We start from the raw sequence: 13,960 nt of genomic DNA, 5'->3' as shown, positions 1-13,960 counted from the left end.
GCGCAGCATGTACAGCGCCGCTTATCGGTGACCGAACAGCGTCCGGTCACCGTTCGTGCCATCGGCGTGCCGTCAGCGTTCGATCAGTGCGACGACCTCGTCGAGCGTCGGCGCGTGCGCACCCGTATGCCGGCACGCCGCGGCACCTGCGGCCAGCGCGAACACGAGATGCTCGCGCCACGTGCGCTGCGGCGCGGCCATCAGGCTGAACAGCATGCCGCCGATCGACGCGTCGCCCGCACCGACGGTGTCGGCCACCTCGACGCGCGGCGGGCTGGCTTCATGCACGTCGCCGTCCGCGTAGAGCGTCGCCGCCTGTGCGCCGCGCGTGACGAGCACGGCCGCGCGCGGGTTCAGCGTGCGCACCGCGGCAATCGCGTCGGGGCCGTCGCCGCCGAACAGGTGCCGCAGGTCCTCGTCGGACACCTTGATCAGGTCGGCGAGCGCGGCCATCTTTTCCAGCGTCGGCCGGTACGCGGCCGTCATCAGGTTCCGGACGTTCGGGTCGAAGCTGATCTTCACGCCGCGCGCGTGCAGGTCGGCCGCGAGCGCGGCCAGCGTGCCGGCGAGCGGCTCGCGCACGAGGCTGATGCAGCCGAAATGCGCCCATTTCACGTGGTCGATCCAGCCGGCCGGCAGCCGCGCCGGATCGAACGCGAGATCGGCGCTTGCTTCGCCGATGAAGAAATACGCGGGCGGGCGTGTCTCGTGAACGATCGCGAGCAGCGGCGGCCGTGCGACGCGCTGCAGGAAGCGCAGGTCGAGCCCGGCCGCGTCGCTCGTGCGCCACAGCACGTCGGACAAGCAGTCTTCGCCGATCGATCCCGCGAGCGCGCTCGGCACGCCGAGCCGCGCAACCGCGCGCGCGACGTTCCAGCCGGCGCCGCCCGGTACCGACGTCCATTGCGCATCGCTCGCGCGCACCATGTCGGTCAGGATGTCGCCTGCCGACACGAAAGCCGGAAACGTGCCGCCGCTCATTGCGTCGGCTCGCTGCGCTGCGCGCGCGCGAGGGTTGCCAGCACGTCGTAGCACGCGCCCATCGTGTGATAGTCGGTCTTGCCGGCCGGGCTTTTCTCGTCGCTGTACTTGCGGTTGTCGCAGGTGAGGATGCGGTACCACGCGCCGTAGCGGTGATCGACGAAGTGCGCCCAGCTATAGCGCCAGATCTCGTCGTACCAGTCCCAGAAGCGCTCGCTGCCGGTGCGCGCGCCGAGCATCGCGGCCGCCGCGAAGGTCTCCGCCTGCACCCAGAAATACTTGTTGTGGTCGCAGATCGTGAAGTCGGGGCCGAAGCCGTAGTACAGGCCGCCGTGGTCGGCGTCCCATGCGTGCGTGAGCGCGGCGTCGAACAGCTCGGCCGCGCGCGGCACGAGCCAGTCGAGCGGGCGGTGCCGTTCGAGGATCAGCAGCAGCTTCGCCCATTCGGTCTGGTGCCCGGGCTGGAAGCCCCACGGGCGGAAGATGTTCGAACTGTCTTCCTTGTTGTAGTCCCAGTCGACCGACCAGTCGGCGTGGTAGTGCTCCCACACGAGCCCGCCCGACAGCGCGGCCTGGCGCTGCGTGATGTGGGACGCGAGCTTTTCCGCGCGATCGAGGTACGTGAGGTGGCCGGTCGCCTCGTGGGCCGCGAGCAGCGCCTCGGTCATGTGCATGTTCGCGTTCTGGCCGCGGTACGACGACACGATCCAGTTCGGCGTCGCGTCGTCCGCGTAGAGGCCCGCGGCCGCGTCCCAGAAGCGGTGCTCGGCGAGCTCGTAGGTGGCCGCGATCAGCGGGCGTGCCTCGTCGATGCCGGCCATCGTCGCGTGCGCGGCCGCGAGCAGCACGAACGCGAGCCCGTAGCAGTGGCGCGTGCCGTCGAGCGTCGCGCGCTTCGCACCGTCGCGCCAGTCGAGTTCCCAGTCGTAGCCCTGCAGTTCGTCGTCCCAGTGCGCGTCGCGCAGGAAGCGCAGCCCGTGGCGCGCGTATTCCAGGTGGCGCGGATCGCCGAAATGCCGGTACGCCATCGCGTAGTTGAAGACGAACCGGCAACTGCTGACGAGGTGGCGCGACGTGCGGTTGTAGATGCTGCCGTCGTCGCGGAAGTAGTGGTAGAAGCCGCCCGTCGGGTCGAACGCGTTCGTTGCGTAGAAGCGCAGCGTGTCCTCGATGTGCGACAGCAGGAACGACGGATCGCGGAAACTCGCGACGAACGGCGCGGCTTGCGTGTGGGCGGCCGGCGCGGCCGTGCAGGGTTGGACCGGGGGCATGTTCATGATTCGGTGACCGTGGCGGTATCGAGTGCCGGGGAGCCGGCGGGCTGACTGCTGGCCCGCACGATCAGCTCGACGGGCAGGGAAATCTCGGTGCGTTCTGGCGAGTCGGCGAGCAGCAGCTCGACGCCGCGGCGGCCGAGCGCTTCCTTGTCGACCGCGAGCGTCGTGAGCGGCGGGCTCGCGTGCGCGGCGGCCGGGATGTTGTCGAAGCCGACGATCGCGATGTCGTCCGGAATCCGCAGGCCGCGTGCGGTGCACACGCGCTGCGCGGCGAGCGCGGCCGCGTCGTTGTACGCGAACACGGCTTCGGGGCGCGGGCCCGGTGCGTCGAGCAGCTGCTCCATCGCGCGCGCGGCGCCCGTGTCGGGATCGAGCCCCGCGTCGATCGTCACTTCGTAGGCGGGATCGAACAGCCGCCCGGCTTCGAAGAACGCGCGCCGGTAGCCGATCGCGCGCTGCGCGATGCTGTAGTGCGCGGCCGAGCCGCCGATGAACGCAATCCGCGTGCGGCCGGTGGCGAGCAGGTGACGCATCGCGAGCGCCGCACCCGTTGCGTTGTCGATGTTCACCGAGCGCAGGCCGGGCGCCCACAGGTCGATCAGCACGAGCGGCCGGCCGGTCGCGGCGAGCGCCTCGATCGTTTCCGGCTCGATGAAGCCGGCCACCGCGATCGCGTCGGGCGCGTGCGGGCGCATCTGGCGCAGCACGTCGTCGTTCGGCCCGACCGTCAGCAGCGTCGGCACGATGCCGCGCTCGCGGCAGGCGTCCTCGACGCCGTGCAGCACGTGCGAGAAGAACGGGCTGGCCGGAAAGCGGTTGTGCTGGCGATGCAGCAGGAAGGTGAGCCGGCGGATGCGCGGCCGCAGCTGCGCGGGATCGTAGCCGAGCCGCTGCGCGATCTCGACGATGCGCGCACGCGTGGCTTCGGACAGGCCCGGCTGGTTTTTCAGCGCGCGGGAGACGGTGCCGATCGAGACCTCTGCCGCCCGCGCCACATCGCGAATGGTGGTACCCATCGTTCGGGGTCCGGTTTGTTTAGGGTGAAAGCGATTGTATAGTAAAACGCATCGCGGAATTCGGGCCGGATAACCGGGGAATACCCGAAAATTACCGGTTTTTAAGCGCTAATCTGCGAAAACGACGTTACTAAAAATACTAAACAAAACGCGAAAAAGGCAAGGTGGACGTGCGGGTGTCCGGCGAGCGGGAAGCGGCGGCCAGCGTGCCGGCTTCGCGCATGCGCGCACGTGTGCCCGGCGGCTTGCTCAGGCCGGCGGGAAGGGCGGGCGCAACGACCGGCCCGGCAGCGCGGTGGGCGTCCGGGCGTGACGGACGACGGCGCATCGCCGCCGCATCGGGCACCTCGCGTGCGCGAACGAGCGAGGCCGGCTGCCCGCCGGTCAGCGTATTGCCATGGCCGGCGGTTCGCCGCGATCGCGCAGCGCGGCGCGGCCCGCGTCGAGATCGACGACCGCGAGCCCGCCCGGCTGCTGTTTCGCGCGCCGCTTCGCGAGCGCGGCGACCGATGCGATCTCGTCGCTGCCGTAGCGCTTCGCGCCGTGCGCGCCGGCCGGCACGCCGACCGCGCCGATCGCCATCGTCACGAAACCGAAGAACGCCGGGTTGCCGTGGCGGTCCTCGCCGCGCAGCCCGCCCGCCTGCCGGTCGGCCTGCGTGTAGAAGCGCTGCGCGCCGTCGTTGAAGCGCGCGATCGCGTCGGCGGCGCGTTGGCGCCAGTCGTCGCGCTGGAACAGCACGAGGAAATCGTCGCCGCCGACGTGCCCGAGAAAGTCGCGCTGCGGATCGCACACGCCGGCCAGCACCGTCGCGGCGAACTTCAGCACCTCGTCGCCCTGCCAGTAGCCGTACTGGTCGTTGAACGGCTTGAACTGGTTCAGGTCGACGTAGCACGCATGAAAGCCGGCGTCGCGCTGGAGCAGGCGGTCGATGTGCGCGCTGATCGGGATGTTGCCGGGCAGGAACGTCAGCGGGTTCGCATAGCGGGCGGCCTCGATGCGCATCTCGGTCACCGCGCGCACGAGGCTCTCGCCGGTGCCGAGCCCGACATAGCGGCCGTGTTCGGTGATGACGAAGCCGTCCGCGAGGTAGCGCTGGTCGTGGCTCGCGAGCAGCATCGCGAGCTGCTCGAACGTCGTCGCGTTGTCGATCATCAGCGGCGCGTCGTTCGCGAACGGCAGGCACGGCTTCTTCCCGAACACCTCGCGGTGGTACGGCAGCGCGAAGCGGTCGATGAAGCCGCGGCGATCCACGAGCGCGACGGGCCGCCCGCGTTCGACGAGTGCGACCGCATGCAGGTCGGGCATCCGGTTGAACAGGTCGAGCACGTCGTTGCTGGTCGCGTCGCGCGGCAGCGCCGGCGCCGGAACCAGCATCTTTCCGGCGATCGTGCCGGCCGGCCGCACCGGGCGCGTCGCGCCGGGAAACACCGCGATGTGCGGCGCGCGGATCGCGTCGCGCGCGGCCGGTGCGACGACCCGCGACGGCCGCGCGTTCGGCCGGCCGAGCAGGAAGCCCTGCACGCAGCAGATGCCCATGTCGCGCACGACGATCAGGTCGCTTTCGTTCTCGATGCCTTCCGCGATCAGTTGCGCGCCGCTCGCCTGCGCGAAGTGCTGCATCGCCTTCACGGCCTCGAACTTCAGCGGGTCGCGCGCGATGTCGTGGATGAAGAAGCGGTCGATCTTCACGACGTCCGGATGCAGGCGCAGCCACAGGTTCATGCTCGCGTTCGCGGTGCCGTAGTCGTCGAGTGCGAACTGGACGCCGGCGTCGCGCAGCGACGCGACGGCCGGCCCGATGTGGGCGATGTCCGTCGTCGCGTTCTGCTCGGTCAGTTCGATCACGATGCGCTCGGCGCCGACCCGCGCACGGTCGAGCAGTTGGCGGGCGCGCTCGCGTTCGCGCGCGAGCTGCAGGATCGTGCCCGCGCTGAAATTGAGGAACAGCTTGCCGTCGCAGCCGAGCGCTGCGAACGCGTCGAGGCAGGTGAGCGCGGCGGCCTGTTCGAGCGCGATGGTCTCGCCGTCGCGCGCGGCCTGCGCGAACAGCGCGGCGGGCGTTTCGAGGTCGGTGCCGCGCGGGCCGCGTATCAGGCCCTCGTAGCCGACGACCGTCCCCGACCCGAGATCGACGATCGGCTGGAAGACGGCGGCCAGCGCACGATCCGCGATCAGGCGCGTGGTGCGGGTGGCGGCGGAGTCGGGGTGGGGCGCGGGCATGGGCGAGGGCAGCCGAATCGACGGGACGCCCGACTTAACGGCACCGCTCGCGGAGAGTTGAATGAAGATTTCGTGACGCGACGGGCGTTGCTGGTGCATCGCGTCGGGGGCGTGTCGGTGCGTGGGTGGAAGGGCGTTGCGCCGGGAGGCGGAAAGGCGGAAAGGCGGAAAGGCGGAAGGCAGAGCCCCGGGACGGCACCACCCGGCGGCCGTCCCGCCGCCCCGATCGTCAGCGCTTGCCCGCGCTCAGCGCGCCGGGCGCCGATGCCGCGTCGCCCTCGTCGTGCTCGCCGCTCATGTCGCGCGCGCCCCAGCGCTGCGCGAGCGCCGCGCACGCCATCAGCTGGATCTGGTGGAACAGCATCAGCGGCAGCACGATCGCCCCGACCGCGTTCGCCGAGAAGATCACCTTCGCCATCGGCACGCCGGCCGCGAGGCTCTTCTTCGATCCGCAGAAGATGATCGTGATCTGGTCGGCGCGGTTGAAGCCGAGCCGCTTGCTGACGAACGCGGTCAGCAGGAGCGCGATCGCGAGCAGCACGAGGTTGACGACGAGCAGGCCGCCGAGCGCGCGCGGCGGGATCTGGTGCCAGAGGCCTTCGTTGACGGCCTCGCTGAACGCGACATAGACGACGAGCAGGATCGAGCCCTGGTCGACGAAGCGCAGCACGCCGCGGTTGCGGTCGATCCAGCCGCCGATCACGGGCCGCAGCAACTGGCCGGCGATGAACGGCACGAGCAGCTGCATCACGATGCTGCCGACGGTGCTCCACGGCGACGCGGCGGCGGCCGATTGCGACGTGATCATCAGCCCGACGAGCGCCGGCGTGACGAAGATCCCGAGCAGGCTCGACGCGGATGCCGCGCACACGGCGGCCGGCACGTTGCCCTTCGCGATCGACGTGAACGCGATCGACGACTGGACCGTCGACGGCAGCGTGCACAGGAACAGCACGCCCGCGTACAGCGTCGGCGTGACGAGCGGCTGCAGCACCGGCTTCAGCGCGAGGCCGAGCAGCGGGAACAGCGCGAACGTGCTGAGCAGCACGACCGCGTGCAGCCGCCAGTGGGTCGCGCCCGCGACGACGGCTTCGCGCGACAGCTTCGCGCCGTGCAGGAAGAACAGCAGGCCGACGGCGATGTTGGTCGCCCAGTTGAACGCGTGGGCGGCCGGGCCGCGGCAGGGCAGCAGGCTCGCGAGCACGACGGTGCCGACGAGCGCGAGCGTGAAGTTGTCGGGAAGAAAACGGGGACGGGCCATCGGGAACTCGATTCGGAAACGACGGGGGCGCGCGTCGCGCGCGCGCGGATGGCGCCATTGTCCCGGTTGATGATTCACTACACAAATTCATTGTGGGAATCGATTGATGAATCAGTCTCATGCGACTGCGTTCACGGCACCGGCCCGGCCATGCGCAAAACGGCAGAAGAATGTTCTGTCCCGGTCGCGTGCCGAAGTGAAAAAACCTAGCAGTAACATGGTGTTACACCGATGCCGGCGACATAACACTTTTTGGCTCGACACGCTTTCGGCGCGCTCATAAATTACTGCTGAAAGCCTTGGGTCGGCCGAAAGGAGCCGGCGGCGGGCATGGACAGGCATTGCACGATGACGGAACGGGTGAAACGGAAGATCGGACGATGGGTCGCAGGCGCACTCGGCGCGTTGCTGATGCCGTTCGCGCTCGCGCAGCCGCCGCACGGCGGTCATGCATTCGGCGGCCACGGTTTCGGTGGCGGCGACATGCGCGCATACGGTCAGCCGGCCGGCGGGGTTCCCGTCTGGCGCCACGTCACGCCCCCCGTCGGCGCACGCGCCGGCGGCGTGAGCGGCTACGGTTCCCGCTGGGGGCTGCGGCCGACGCCGTCGTACGGTCATTACGCCGCGCAAAGCCCGTATCGCCCGATCAGCGCCGACGTGCGCCAGATGCCGCGGCCGCCGGGCGGCGGCAACGTGCCGCTGCGCGCCGGTTCGATCCGCGCCGACGTCGCGCGCTACAACGAGGAGCGCGGCGGCCGTCCGATGCCGCCGCCCCGCTCGCAGGAAGAGCCTGCGCACTCGCCGTATTTCTCCCCGTTCTACCGAAACTGAGCGCCCGCGCGCTCGTCCCTCCGGCGGCTGATGCGAATTCGCCACAGTCGCGCACAGATTTCCGCTGATTTTCCCGTCGCATTGCGCTATCTTTCGCGCCCGGCTCGCATGTGCCACGCGGCCGTCCGGCCGTGCGACCGCGTCCACGCCGGGCCGTCGGCGGGTACCCGGCCATGTATCAATTCCGCGAAGTTAATGCTGCCGCTATACCCGCAATAAGTGTGCGCAATTTTGACCGGACGAATGATCCGTAAAGATGGCTGCGCCCCATACGACGCAAGCACTCGGCTCCAAAAAACAACGCTCGCGCCACTTATCGACAATTCGACAAAATCTGGAGATCCAATGAAAGCATTCGCTCGCCGTGCGTCGCGCACGTCCGTCAAGCTGATCGCCGCGGCTGCCTGCGTGGCGGCTACCGCTCCCGTCCATGCACAGTCGAGCGTGTCGCTCTACGGTCAGGTCGACGAATGGGTCGGCGCCACCAAGTTCCCGGGCGGCGACCGCGCGTGGAACGTGAGCGGCGGCGGGATGTCGACGTCGTACTGGGGCATGCACGGCGCCGAGGATCTCGGCAACGGCTACAAGGCGATCTTCACGCTGGAAAGCTTCTTCCGCGCGCAGAACGGCCAGTTCGGCCGCTTCCAGGGCGACACGTTCTTCGCACGCAACGCGTACGTCGGCATCGATTCGCCGTACGGCACGGTGACGGCCGGCCGCCTGACGACGCACCTGTTCCTGTCGACGATCCTGTTCAACCCGTTCTACGACTCGTACACCTTCTCGCCGATGGTGTACCACGTGTTCCTCGGCCTCGGCACGTTCCCGACCTACCCGAGCGACCAGGGTGCCGTCGGCGATTCGGGCTGGAACAACGCGCTGTCGTACACGTCGCCTTCGTTCGGTGGCCTGAATTTCGGCGCGATGTACGCGTTCGGCAACCAGGCCGGCGACAACGGCTCGAAGAAGTGGAGCGCGCAGTTCAACTACGCGAACGGCCCGTTCGCGGCGACTGCGGTCTACCAGTACGTGAACTTCAACAACGGCCCGCGCGACCTGAGCGCGCTGGTGGCCGGCATGAAGAGCCAGGGCATCGCGCAAGTCGGCGCGACCTACGACCTGAAGTACGTGAAGCTGTTCGGCCAGTACATGTATACGAAGAACGACCAGGTCGCGGGCAGCTGGCACGTGAATACCGCGCAGGGCGGCGTGTCGGTGCCGCTCGGCGTGGGCAACGCGATGGCGTCGTACGCGTACTCGCGCGACGCGGGCGGCCTCGACCAGACGCGCCAGACCTGGGCCGTCGGCTACGACTATCCGCTGTCCAAGCGCACGGACGTCTACGCGGCTTACATGAACGACCACATCAGCGGCCTGTCGAACGGCAACACGTTCGGCGCCGGCATCCGCGCGAAGTTCTGACGCGCACGCGCGACCGCCGCGCCGGACGCGTGCGAAAAGCGCGTCCGGGCTGCATGTTTTCCCGCCGGAACGGCGCCGCCACCCGCGGCGCCGTTTTGCCTTTCTTGACCTTTCTGTTTCCCCGCCTTTGTTACCCTATCTCGTAATTGGACCATTCCCCCGTCATTACGAGCGAGTTCGATGGATACCCTCGTCAGCATGAATGTGTTTCGCTACGTCGTCGAAGTGGGCAGCTTCGTCGGCGCGGCTGAGCGCATGCAGATGTCGGCTGCGATGGCGAGCAAGCACGTGATGCATCTCGAGCAGCAGCTCGGTGCGCGGCTGCTGCATCGCACGACACGACGCGTCGCGCCTACCGAGGCCGGACGCGAATACTACGAGCGCCTCGTGCAGGCGCTGTCGGAACTCGACGAAGCCGGGCAGGCCGTCGGCGCCGCGAGCGTGGTGCCGCAAGGCAGGCTGCGCGTCACGTCGCTGTCCGCGTTCGGGCTGCGGCACGTGATGCAGGCCGTCACCGATTATGCGGGCCGGTTCCCGGACGTGACCGTCGACATGACGCTGTCCGATCGCGTGGTCGACCTGATCGAGGAAGGCTACGACGTCGCGGTGCGTGCGGCGCCGAACGGGTTGAAATCGTCGTCGCTGGTCGCGCGGCAGATCGCGACCGCGCACATCCTGCTGGTCGCGTCGCCCGAGTATCTCGAGAAGCACGGCACGCCCCAGACGATCGCCGATCTCGCGCACCACAACTACCTGCGGCGCGACTCGAATTCGACGATGCTCGACGCGCTGGTGATCGACGCGGCCGCCGCGTCGCGCGTGAACCTGAACGGCAACCTGATCGTGAACCATCTCGAAGGGCTGCGTGCGGCCGTGCTCGCGGGCGCGGGCATCGCGCTGCTCGGCACCGAGGTGGTCGGCGACGACATCGAGTCCGGCCGGCTCGTGCCGGTGCTGATCGATGCGGTGCCGCCGCACGAGGCGCCGATCTATGCGGTCTACGCGAGCCGCCGTCACGTGTCCGCGAAGGTGCGTTCGTTCGTCGATTTCCTGGCGGCGCGTTTCGAAGGGCAGTCGCTGTGCCCGTCGATCGAATCGCGCCTGCGCGTGCTGCCGATCACGCGGATGAAGCGCGCGGTGTGAACCGCGCATCCCGCCGCGGCGGGGCGATGAAAACAAAAAGCGCGAGCCGTTGCAGCTCGCGCTTTTTTGTTTGGTCCGACGGGATGCGCGCCGGCGAAGGCCGTCAGCGCGGGATGCCGAGCCGCGCCTTCGCGTCGTCGTACTCGCGCTTCAGGCGCTCGACGAGCGCGCCCACGCTCGGCAGGTCGTCCATCAGGCCGACGCCCTGGCCGGCGCCCCAGATGTCCTTCCACGCCTTCGTCTTGTCGCCGCCGAAATTCATCTTGGTCTTGTCGGATTCCGGCAGCGCGTCCGGATCGAGGCCCGCCTTCTCGATGCTCTCGCGGATGTAGTTGCCGTGCACGCCCGTGAAGAGGTTCGTGTAGATGATGTCCGACGATTTCGCGTTCAGGATCGCGTGCTTGTAGTCGTCGATCGCGTGCGCTTCCTGCGTCGCGATGAAGCGCGTGCCCATGTACGCGAAATCGGCGCCCATTGCCTGCGCGGCGAGGATCGAGCCGCCGTTCGCGATCGAGCCGGACAGCACGATCGGGCCGTCGAAGATCTTGCGGACTTCGCCGACGAGCGCGAACGGCGACGTCGTGCCCGCGTGGCCGCCTGCGCCGGCCGCGACGAGGATCAACCCGTCGACACCGGCTTCGAGCGCCTTCTGCGCGTGACGCAGGTTGATCACGTCGTGCAGCACGATGCCGCCGTAGCTGTGCACCGCGTCGACGATCTCGCGCGCCGGCGCGCGCAGGCTCGTGATGAAGATCGGCACCTTGTGCTCGACGCACACGCGCACGTCGTGCTCGAGCCGCGTGTTCGACTGATGGACGATCTGGTTGACCGCGATCGGGCCGATCACGGCGTCGGGGTGCTTCGCCTTGTGGTCGGCCAGCTCGGACTGGATCTGCGTGAGCCACTCGTCGAGCAGTTCGGCCGGACGGGCGTTGAGTGCGGGGAACGAACCGACGATGCCCGCCTTGCATTGCGCGAGCACGAGTTCGGGGTAGCTGACGATGAACATCGGCGACGCGATGACGGGCAGCGTCAGGTTCTGCAGGACGGTGGGCAATGCCATGTAATGTCTCCAGTCTCCAGGGGCGGCCGCGGTCGCGCCGCCGCCATGCTTTGCGGTCGAACGGTCATTCGAGTGTAGCTGCGGAACGAAGCGGTAAAGCGAAGCTGCAAAACGAGGTCGTCCTTATTAATACGAACGATCGTGCGATTCTACGCGAGCTTAGCAAATCGCGCGGTGTGGCGGCAATCGAGTGAGTGTTCTCTTTCTAGGGATTCTGGTGTTTACCGCGCTGTGAAGACGCGCCGGCGCTCCTAAAATAACCGCCATAACAAACCAACGAGAAACAAACCATGTCGTTTGAGGCGTTTGCACCGTTTCGCGTGACGGTGCAGGACACCGACATTTTCGGTGTCAAAGGAGGCGCGGGTCCGCCGCTCCTGTTGCTGCACGGACATCCGCAAACCCACATGATCTGGCATCGCGTTGCCGCGACGCTCGCGAATCATTTCACGGTGATCGCCACCGACCTGCGCGGTTACGGCGCGTCGGGCAAGCCGCCGAGCGACGCGCAGCACGCGCCGTATTCGAAACGTGCGATGGCGGCCGACCAGGTCGCCGTGATGCGGCATTTCGGCTTCGAGCAATTCCATGTGTGCGCGCACGATCGCGGCGCGCGGGTCGCGCACCGGCTCGCGCTCGATCATGCGGATGCCGTCGAGCGGATGATGCTGCTCGATATCGCGCCGACGCTCGCGATGTACGAGAAAACCGATCGCGCGTTCGCGACCGCGTATTTCCACTGGTTCTTCCTGATACAGCCGGAGCCGCTGCCCGAGACGCTGGTCGGCGCGCATACCGATGCGTACATCGAACGCGTGATGGGCAACCGGTCCGCCGGGCTCGCGCCGTTCGCACCCGAGGCGCTCGCCGCGTACCGGGCCGCGCTCGCGCAGCCGGGCGCCGTGCATGCGATGTGCGAGGACTACCGCGCATCCGCGACGATCGATCTCGAGCACGACCGTGCGGATCTCGAGCGCGGCAACAAGGTCGCGTGCCCGCTGCGCGTGCTGTGGGGCGAGCACGGGATCGTCGGCCTCTGCTTCGATCCGCTCGACGAATGGCGTCGCGTCGCGCGCGACGTCAGCGGCCGCGCGCTCGACTGCGGGCACTACATTCCGGAAGAGGCGCCCGTCGCGCTGATCGACGAACTGCTCGCGTTCTTCGAGGCGCGCGACGCGGCCGCCTGACGGCACACGGGCGGCGCGTGCCGGCTGCTCAGCGGTGCGCGCCGTCGTCCTCGACGAGCGGCGGCAGCCGGCGCGGCACCGGCGTCGATTTCACGATCGCGGTGCTCGTCTCGGCGCGCTCCGTCACTTTCGACAGGATGTCGTCGAGGTGCGCGATCGTGCGCAGGTAGAGCCGGCAGATGAAGCAGTCGTCGCCGGTGACCTTGTCGCACTCCACGAATTCGGGAATCCGGCGCAGCATCTCTTCGACGAGATGCAACTGGCCGGGCAGCGGCTTCACGCGGACGATCGCCTGCAGCGTGTAGCCGAGCGCGCGCGGGTCGAGCTCGACGGTGAACGCGGCGATCACGCCTTGCGCCTCGAGCCGCCGCACACGATCGGCGGTCGCGGGGGCCGACAGCCCGATCTGCCGGGCAAGTTCACTGGTTGCGATACGCGCGTCGTCGGCCAGCGCCGCGAGGATCGCGCGGTCGGTCGCGTCGAGCGACGCGACGGCGGGCGGGGAAAGGCGTTTCGGCATGATCGCTTTGCTTTCGAAGGTCAATCGGCTGATTCGCTTCAGTTTAGCCGTGGTTGCGGCGAAGGCAAGTTTCTAGAATCGAGGTCATCCACTCTCTTTCAATGGAGTTCATGATGGCCTCGAATGAAATTCGCCGCGGTGCCGCCGAGATGGTCGTCGCGATGCTGATGTCCGGCACGATCGGCTGGCTCGTGATGTCGTCGCAGCAGCCGCTGACGAACGTCGTGTTCTTCCGCTGCCTGTTCGGCGCCGCGACGCTCGCGATCGTCTGCGCGGCATTCGGCTTCCTGCGCCGCGCGCTGTTCTCGCCGCGGATGCTCGCGCTCGCGACGCTCGGCAGCATCGCGATCGTCGCGAACTGGCTGCTGCTGTTCGCCGCCTATTCGCGTGCATCGATCTCGATGGCGACCGCTGTCTACAACACGCAGCCGTTCATGCTCGTCGCGCTCGGCGCGATCGTGTTCCGCGAGCGGATCACCGCGTCGACGCTCGCGTGGCTCGCGCTCGCGTTCGTCGGGCTCGTCGCCGTGGTGCGCGTCGAGCCGGCCGTGCTCGCGGTGCCGGGCGAATATCTGGAGGGCGTCGCGCTGTCGCTGGGCGCGGCGTTCCTGTATGCGATCTCGTCGATCGTCACGAAGCACCTGAAGGGGACGCCGCCGCACCTGCTCGCGTTGCTGCAGGCCGGTATCGGCATCGTGCTGCTCGCGCCGTTCGCCCACTTCGGCACGCTGCCCGCGACGGCCGGGCAGTGGCTCGACCTGATCGTGCTCGGCGTCGTCAACACGGGCCTGATGTACGTGCTGCTGTACGGCGCGATCCAGAAGCTGCCGACCGCGATGACCGGCGCGCTGTCGTTCGTTTATCCGGTCGTCGCGATCGTCGTCGATCACTTCGCGTTCGGGCAGACGCTCGCGTGGACGCAGGTGCTCGGCGCGCTGCTGATCCTGCTCGCGGCGGCCGGCGTGAATCTCGGCTGGCGCATCGTGCCCGCGCGTCGCGCGGCGGTCGGCAACTGAAACGGTCGTACGATTCGGCG

At 68.4% G+C, this 13,960-nt stretch carries 12 protein-coding genes; 5 read left to right on the top strand and 7 right to left on the bottom strand.

The annotated features are described in order from the left end of the window. Nucleotides 1-72: 72 nt before the first annotated feature. The 5 genes from ACTJLD_RS37310 to ACTJLD_RS37290 all read right to left on the bottom strand — a co-directional run bounded on the left by ACTJLD_RS37310 (nucleotide 73) and on the right by ACTJLD_RS37290 (nucleotide 6,758). A complete protein-coding gene (locus ACTJLD_RS37310; protein WP_440661266.1) occupies nucleotides 73-981 on the bottom strand; it encodes a carbohydrate kinase family protein in 909 nt (302 codons plus the stop codon). After that, nucleotides 978-2,258 (bottom strand): AGE family epimerase/isomerase, encoded by a 1,281-nt coding sequence (locus ACTJLD_RS37305; RefSeq protein ID WP_027788958.1) that lies wholly within the window; start codon nucleotides 2,256-2,258, stop codon nucleotides 978-980. Before ACTJLD_RS37305 ends, ACTJLD_RS37310 begins: the two co-directional genes overlap by 4 nt. Then, nucleotides 2,255-3,274: a LacI family DNA-binding transcriptional regulator gene (locus ACTJLD_RS37300; protein ID WP_060082752.1), complete on the bottom strand. Its 1,020-nt coding sequence runs from the start codon at nucleotides 3,272-3,274 to the stop codon at nucleotides 2,255-2,257. Before ACTJLD_RS37300 ends, ACTJLD_RS37305 begins: the two co-directional genes overlap by 4 nt. A 384-nt stretch (nucleotides 3,275-3,658) precedes the next feature. After that, nucleotides 3,659-5,497, bottom strand: coding sequence for an EAL domain-containing protein (locus ACTJLD_RS37295; RefSeq protein ID WP_440661263.1), 1,839 nt, complete (start codon nucleotides 5,495-5,497; stop codon nucleotides 3,659-3,661). 229 nt (nucleotides 5,498-5,726) lie between these two features. Then, complete coding sequence (locus ACTJLD_RS37290) at nucleotides 5,727-6,758, bottom strand: bile acid:sodium symporter family protein (protein ID WP_059492026.1); 1,032 nt, start codon at nucleotides 6,756-6,758, stop codon at nucleotides 5,727-5,729. A gap of 348 nt (nucleotides 6,759-7,106) precedes the next feature. Between ACTJLD_RS37290 and ACTJLD_RS37285 the strand changes: the two genes are divergently transcribed. From ACTJLD_RS37285 to ACTJLD_RS37275, 3 genes are all read left to right on the top strand, one after another. Then, on the top strand, nucleotides 7,107-7,589 hold the full coding sequence (locus ACTJLD_RS37285) for a hypothetical protein (protein ID WP_027788964.1): 483 nt from the start codon (nucleotides 7,107-7,109) through the stop codon (nucleotides 7,587-7,589). A gap of 345 nt (nucleotides 7,590-7,934) precedes the next feature. After that, on the top strand, nucleotides 7,935-9,011 hold the full coding sequence (locus ACTJLD_RS37280) for a porin (RefSeq protein WP_027788965.1): 1,077 nt from the start codon (nucleotides 7,935-7,937) through the stop codon (nucleotides 9,009-9,011). A gap of 180 nt (nucleotides 9,012-9,191) precedes the next feature. Further along, entirely contained in the window at nucleotides 9,192-10,154 is a 963-nt protein-coding gene (locus tag ACTJLD_RS37275; protein WP_021157442.1) for a LysR family transcriptional regulator, read from the top strand. A gap of 103 nt (nucleotides 10,155-10,257) precedes the next feature. Here the strand turns inward: ACTJLD_RS37275 and ACTJLD_RS37270 are convergent, their stop codons facing one another. Next, nucleotides 10,258-11,217, bottom strand: a complete 960-nt coding sequence (locus ACTJLD_RS37270) for an NAD(P)H-dependent flavin oxidoreductase (protein WP_027788966.1) — start codon at nucleotides 11,215-11,217, stop codon at nucleotides 10,258-10,260. A gap of 290 nt (nucleotides 11,218-11,507) precedes the next feature. Between ACTJLD_RS37270 and ACTJLD_RS37265 the strand changes: the two genes are divergently transcribed. Further along, on the top strand, nucleotides 11,508-12,404 hold the full coding sequence (locus ACTJLD_RS37265) for an alpha/beta fold hydrolase (protein WP_440661259.1): 897 nt from the start codon (nucleotides 11,508-11,510) through the stop codon (nucleotides 12,402-12,404). 28 nt (nucleotides 12,405-12,432) lie between these two features. On the opposite strand, the gene ACTJLD_RS37260 is transcribed toward ACTJLD_RS37265, so the two are convergent. Next, the gene (locus ACTJLD_RS37260) at nucleotides 12,433-12,924 is read right to left on the bottom strand and encodes an Lrp/AsnC family transcriptional regulator (protein WP_011353413.1); all 492 of its coding nucleotides are present in this window, start codon (nucleotides 12,922-12,924) and stop codon (nucleotides 12,433-12,435) included. 113 nt (nucleotides 12,925-13,037) lie between these two features. Between ACTJLD_RS37260 and ACTJLD_RS37255 the strand changes: the two genes are divergently transcribed. Next, nucleotides 13,038-13,940 carry a DMT family transporter gene (locus ACTJLD_RS37255; RefSeq protein ID WP_027788967.1) on the top strand — a complete coding sequence of 301 codons (903 nt, stop codon included), beginning with the start codon at nucleotides 13,038-13,040 and terminating at the stop codon, nucleotides 13,938-13,940. Nucleotides 13,941-13,960: the final 20 nt, after the last annotated feature.

Origin of the sequence: Burkholderia sp. 22088 (assembly GCF_052045915.1) — a bacterium.
Taxonomy (GTDB): domain Bacteria; phylum Pseudomonadota; class Gammaproteobacteria; order Burkholderiales; family Burkholderiaceae; genus Burkholderia; species Burkholderia cepacia.
This window is presented reverse-complemented; position numbering and strand designations above follow the sequence as displayed.

Bases quoted from the DNA above. Each gene is read 5' to 3' on its own strand.
- ACTJLD_RS37305 (WP_027788958.1), bottom strand. From the start codon at position 2,258: ATGAACATGCCCCCGGTCCAACCCTGCACGGCCGCGCCGGCCGCCCAC.
- ACTJLD_RS37255 (WP_027788967.1), top strand. From the start codon at position 13,038: ATGGCCTCGAATGAAATTCGCCGCGGTGCCGCCGAGATGGTCGTCGCG.
- ACTJLD_RS37310 (WP_440661266.1), bottom strand. From the start codon at position 981: ATGAGCGGCGGCACGTTTCCGGCTTTCGTGTCGGCAGGCGACATCCTG.
- ACTJLD_RS37290 (WP_059492026.1), bottom strand. From the start codon at position 6,758: ATGGCCCGTCCCCGTTTTCTTCCCGACAACTTCACGCTCGCGCTCGTC.
- ACTJLD_RS37295 (WP_440661263.1), bottom strand. From the start codon at position 5,497: ATGCCCGCGCCCCACCCCGACTCCGCCGCCACCCGCACCACGCGCCTG.
- ACTJLD_RS37275 (WP_021157442.1), top strand. From the start codon at position 9,192: ATGGATACCCTCGTCAGCATGAATGTGTTTCGCTACGTCGTCGAAGTG.
- ACTJLD_RS37270 (WP_027788966.1), bottom strand. From the start codon at position 11,217: ATGGCATTGCCCACCGTCCTGCAGAACCTGACGCTGCCCGTCATCGCG.
- ACTJLD_RS37265 (WP_440661259.1), top strand. From the start codon at position 11,508: ATGTCGTTTGAGGCGTTTGCACCGTTTCGCGTGACGGTGCAGGACACC.
- ACTJLD_RS37300 (WP_060082752.1), bottom strand. From the start codon at position 3,274: ATGGGTACCACCATTCGCGATGTGGCGCGGGCGGCAGAGGTCTCGATC.
- ACTJLD_RS37280 (WP_027788965.1), top strand. From the start codon at position 7,935: ATGAAAGCATTCGCTCGCCGTGCGTCGCGCACGTCCGTCAAGCTGATC.
- ACTJLD_RS37285 (WP_027788964.1), top strand. From the start codon at position 7,107: ATGACGGAACGGGTGAAACGGAAGATCGGACGATGGGTCGCAGGCGCA.
- ACTJLD_RS37260 (WP_011353413.1), bottom strand. From the start codon at position 12,924: ATGCCGAAACGCCTTTCCCCGCCCGCCGTCGCGTCGCTCGACGCGACC.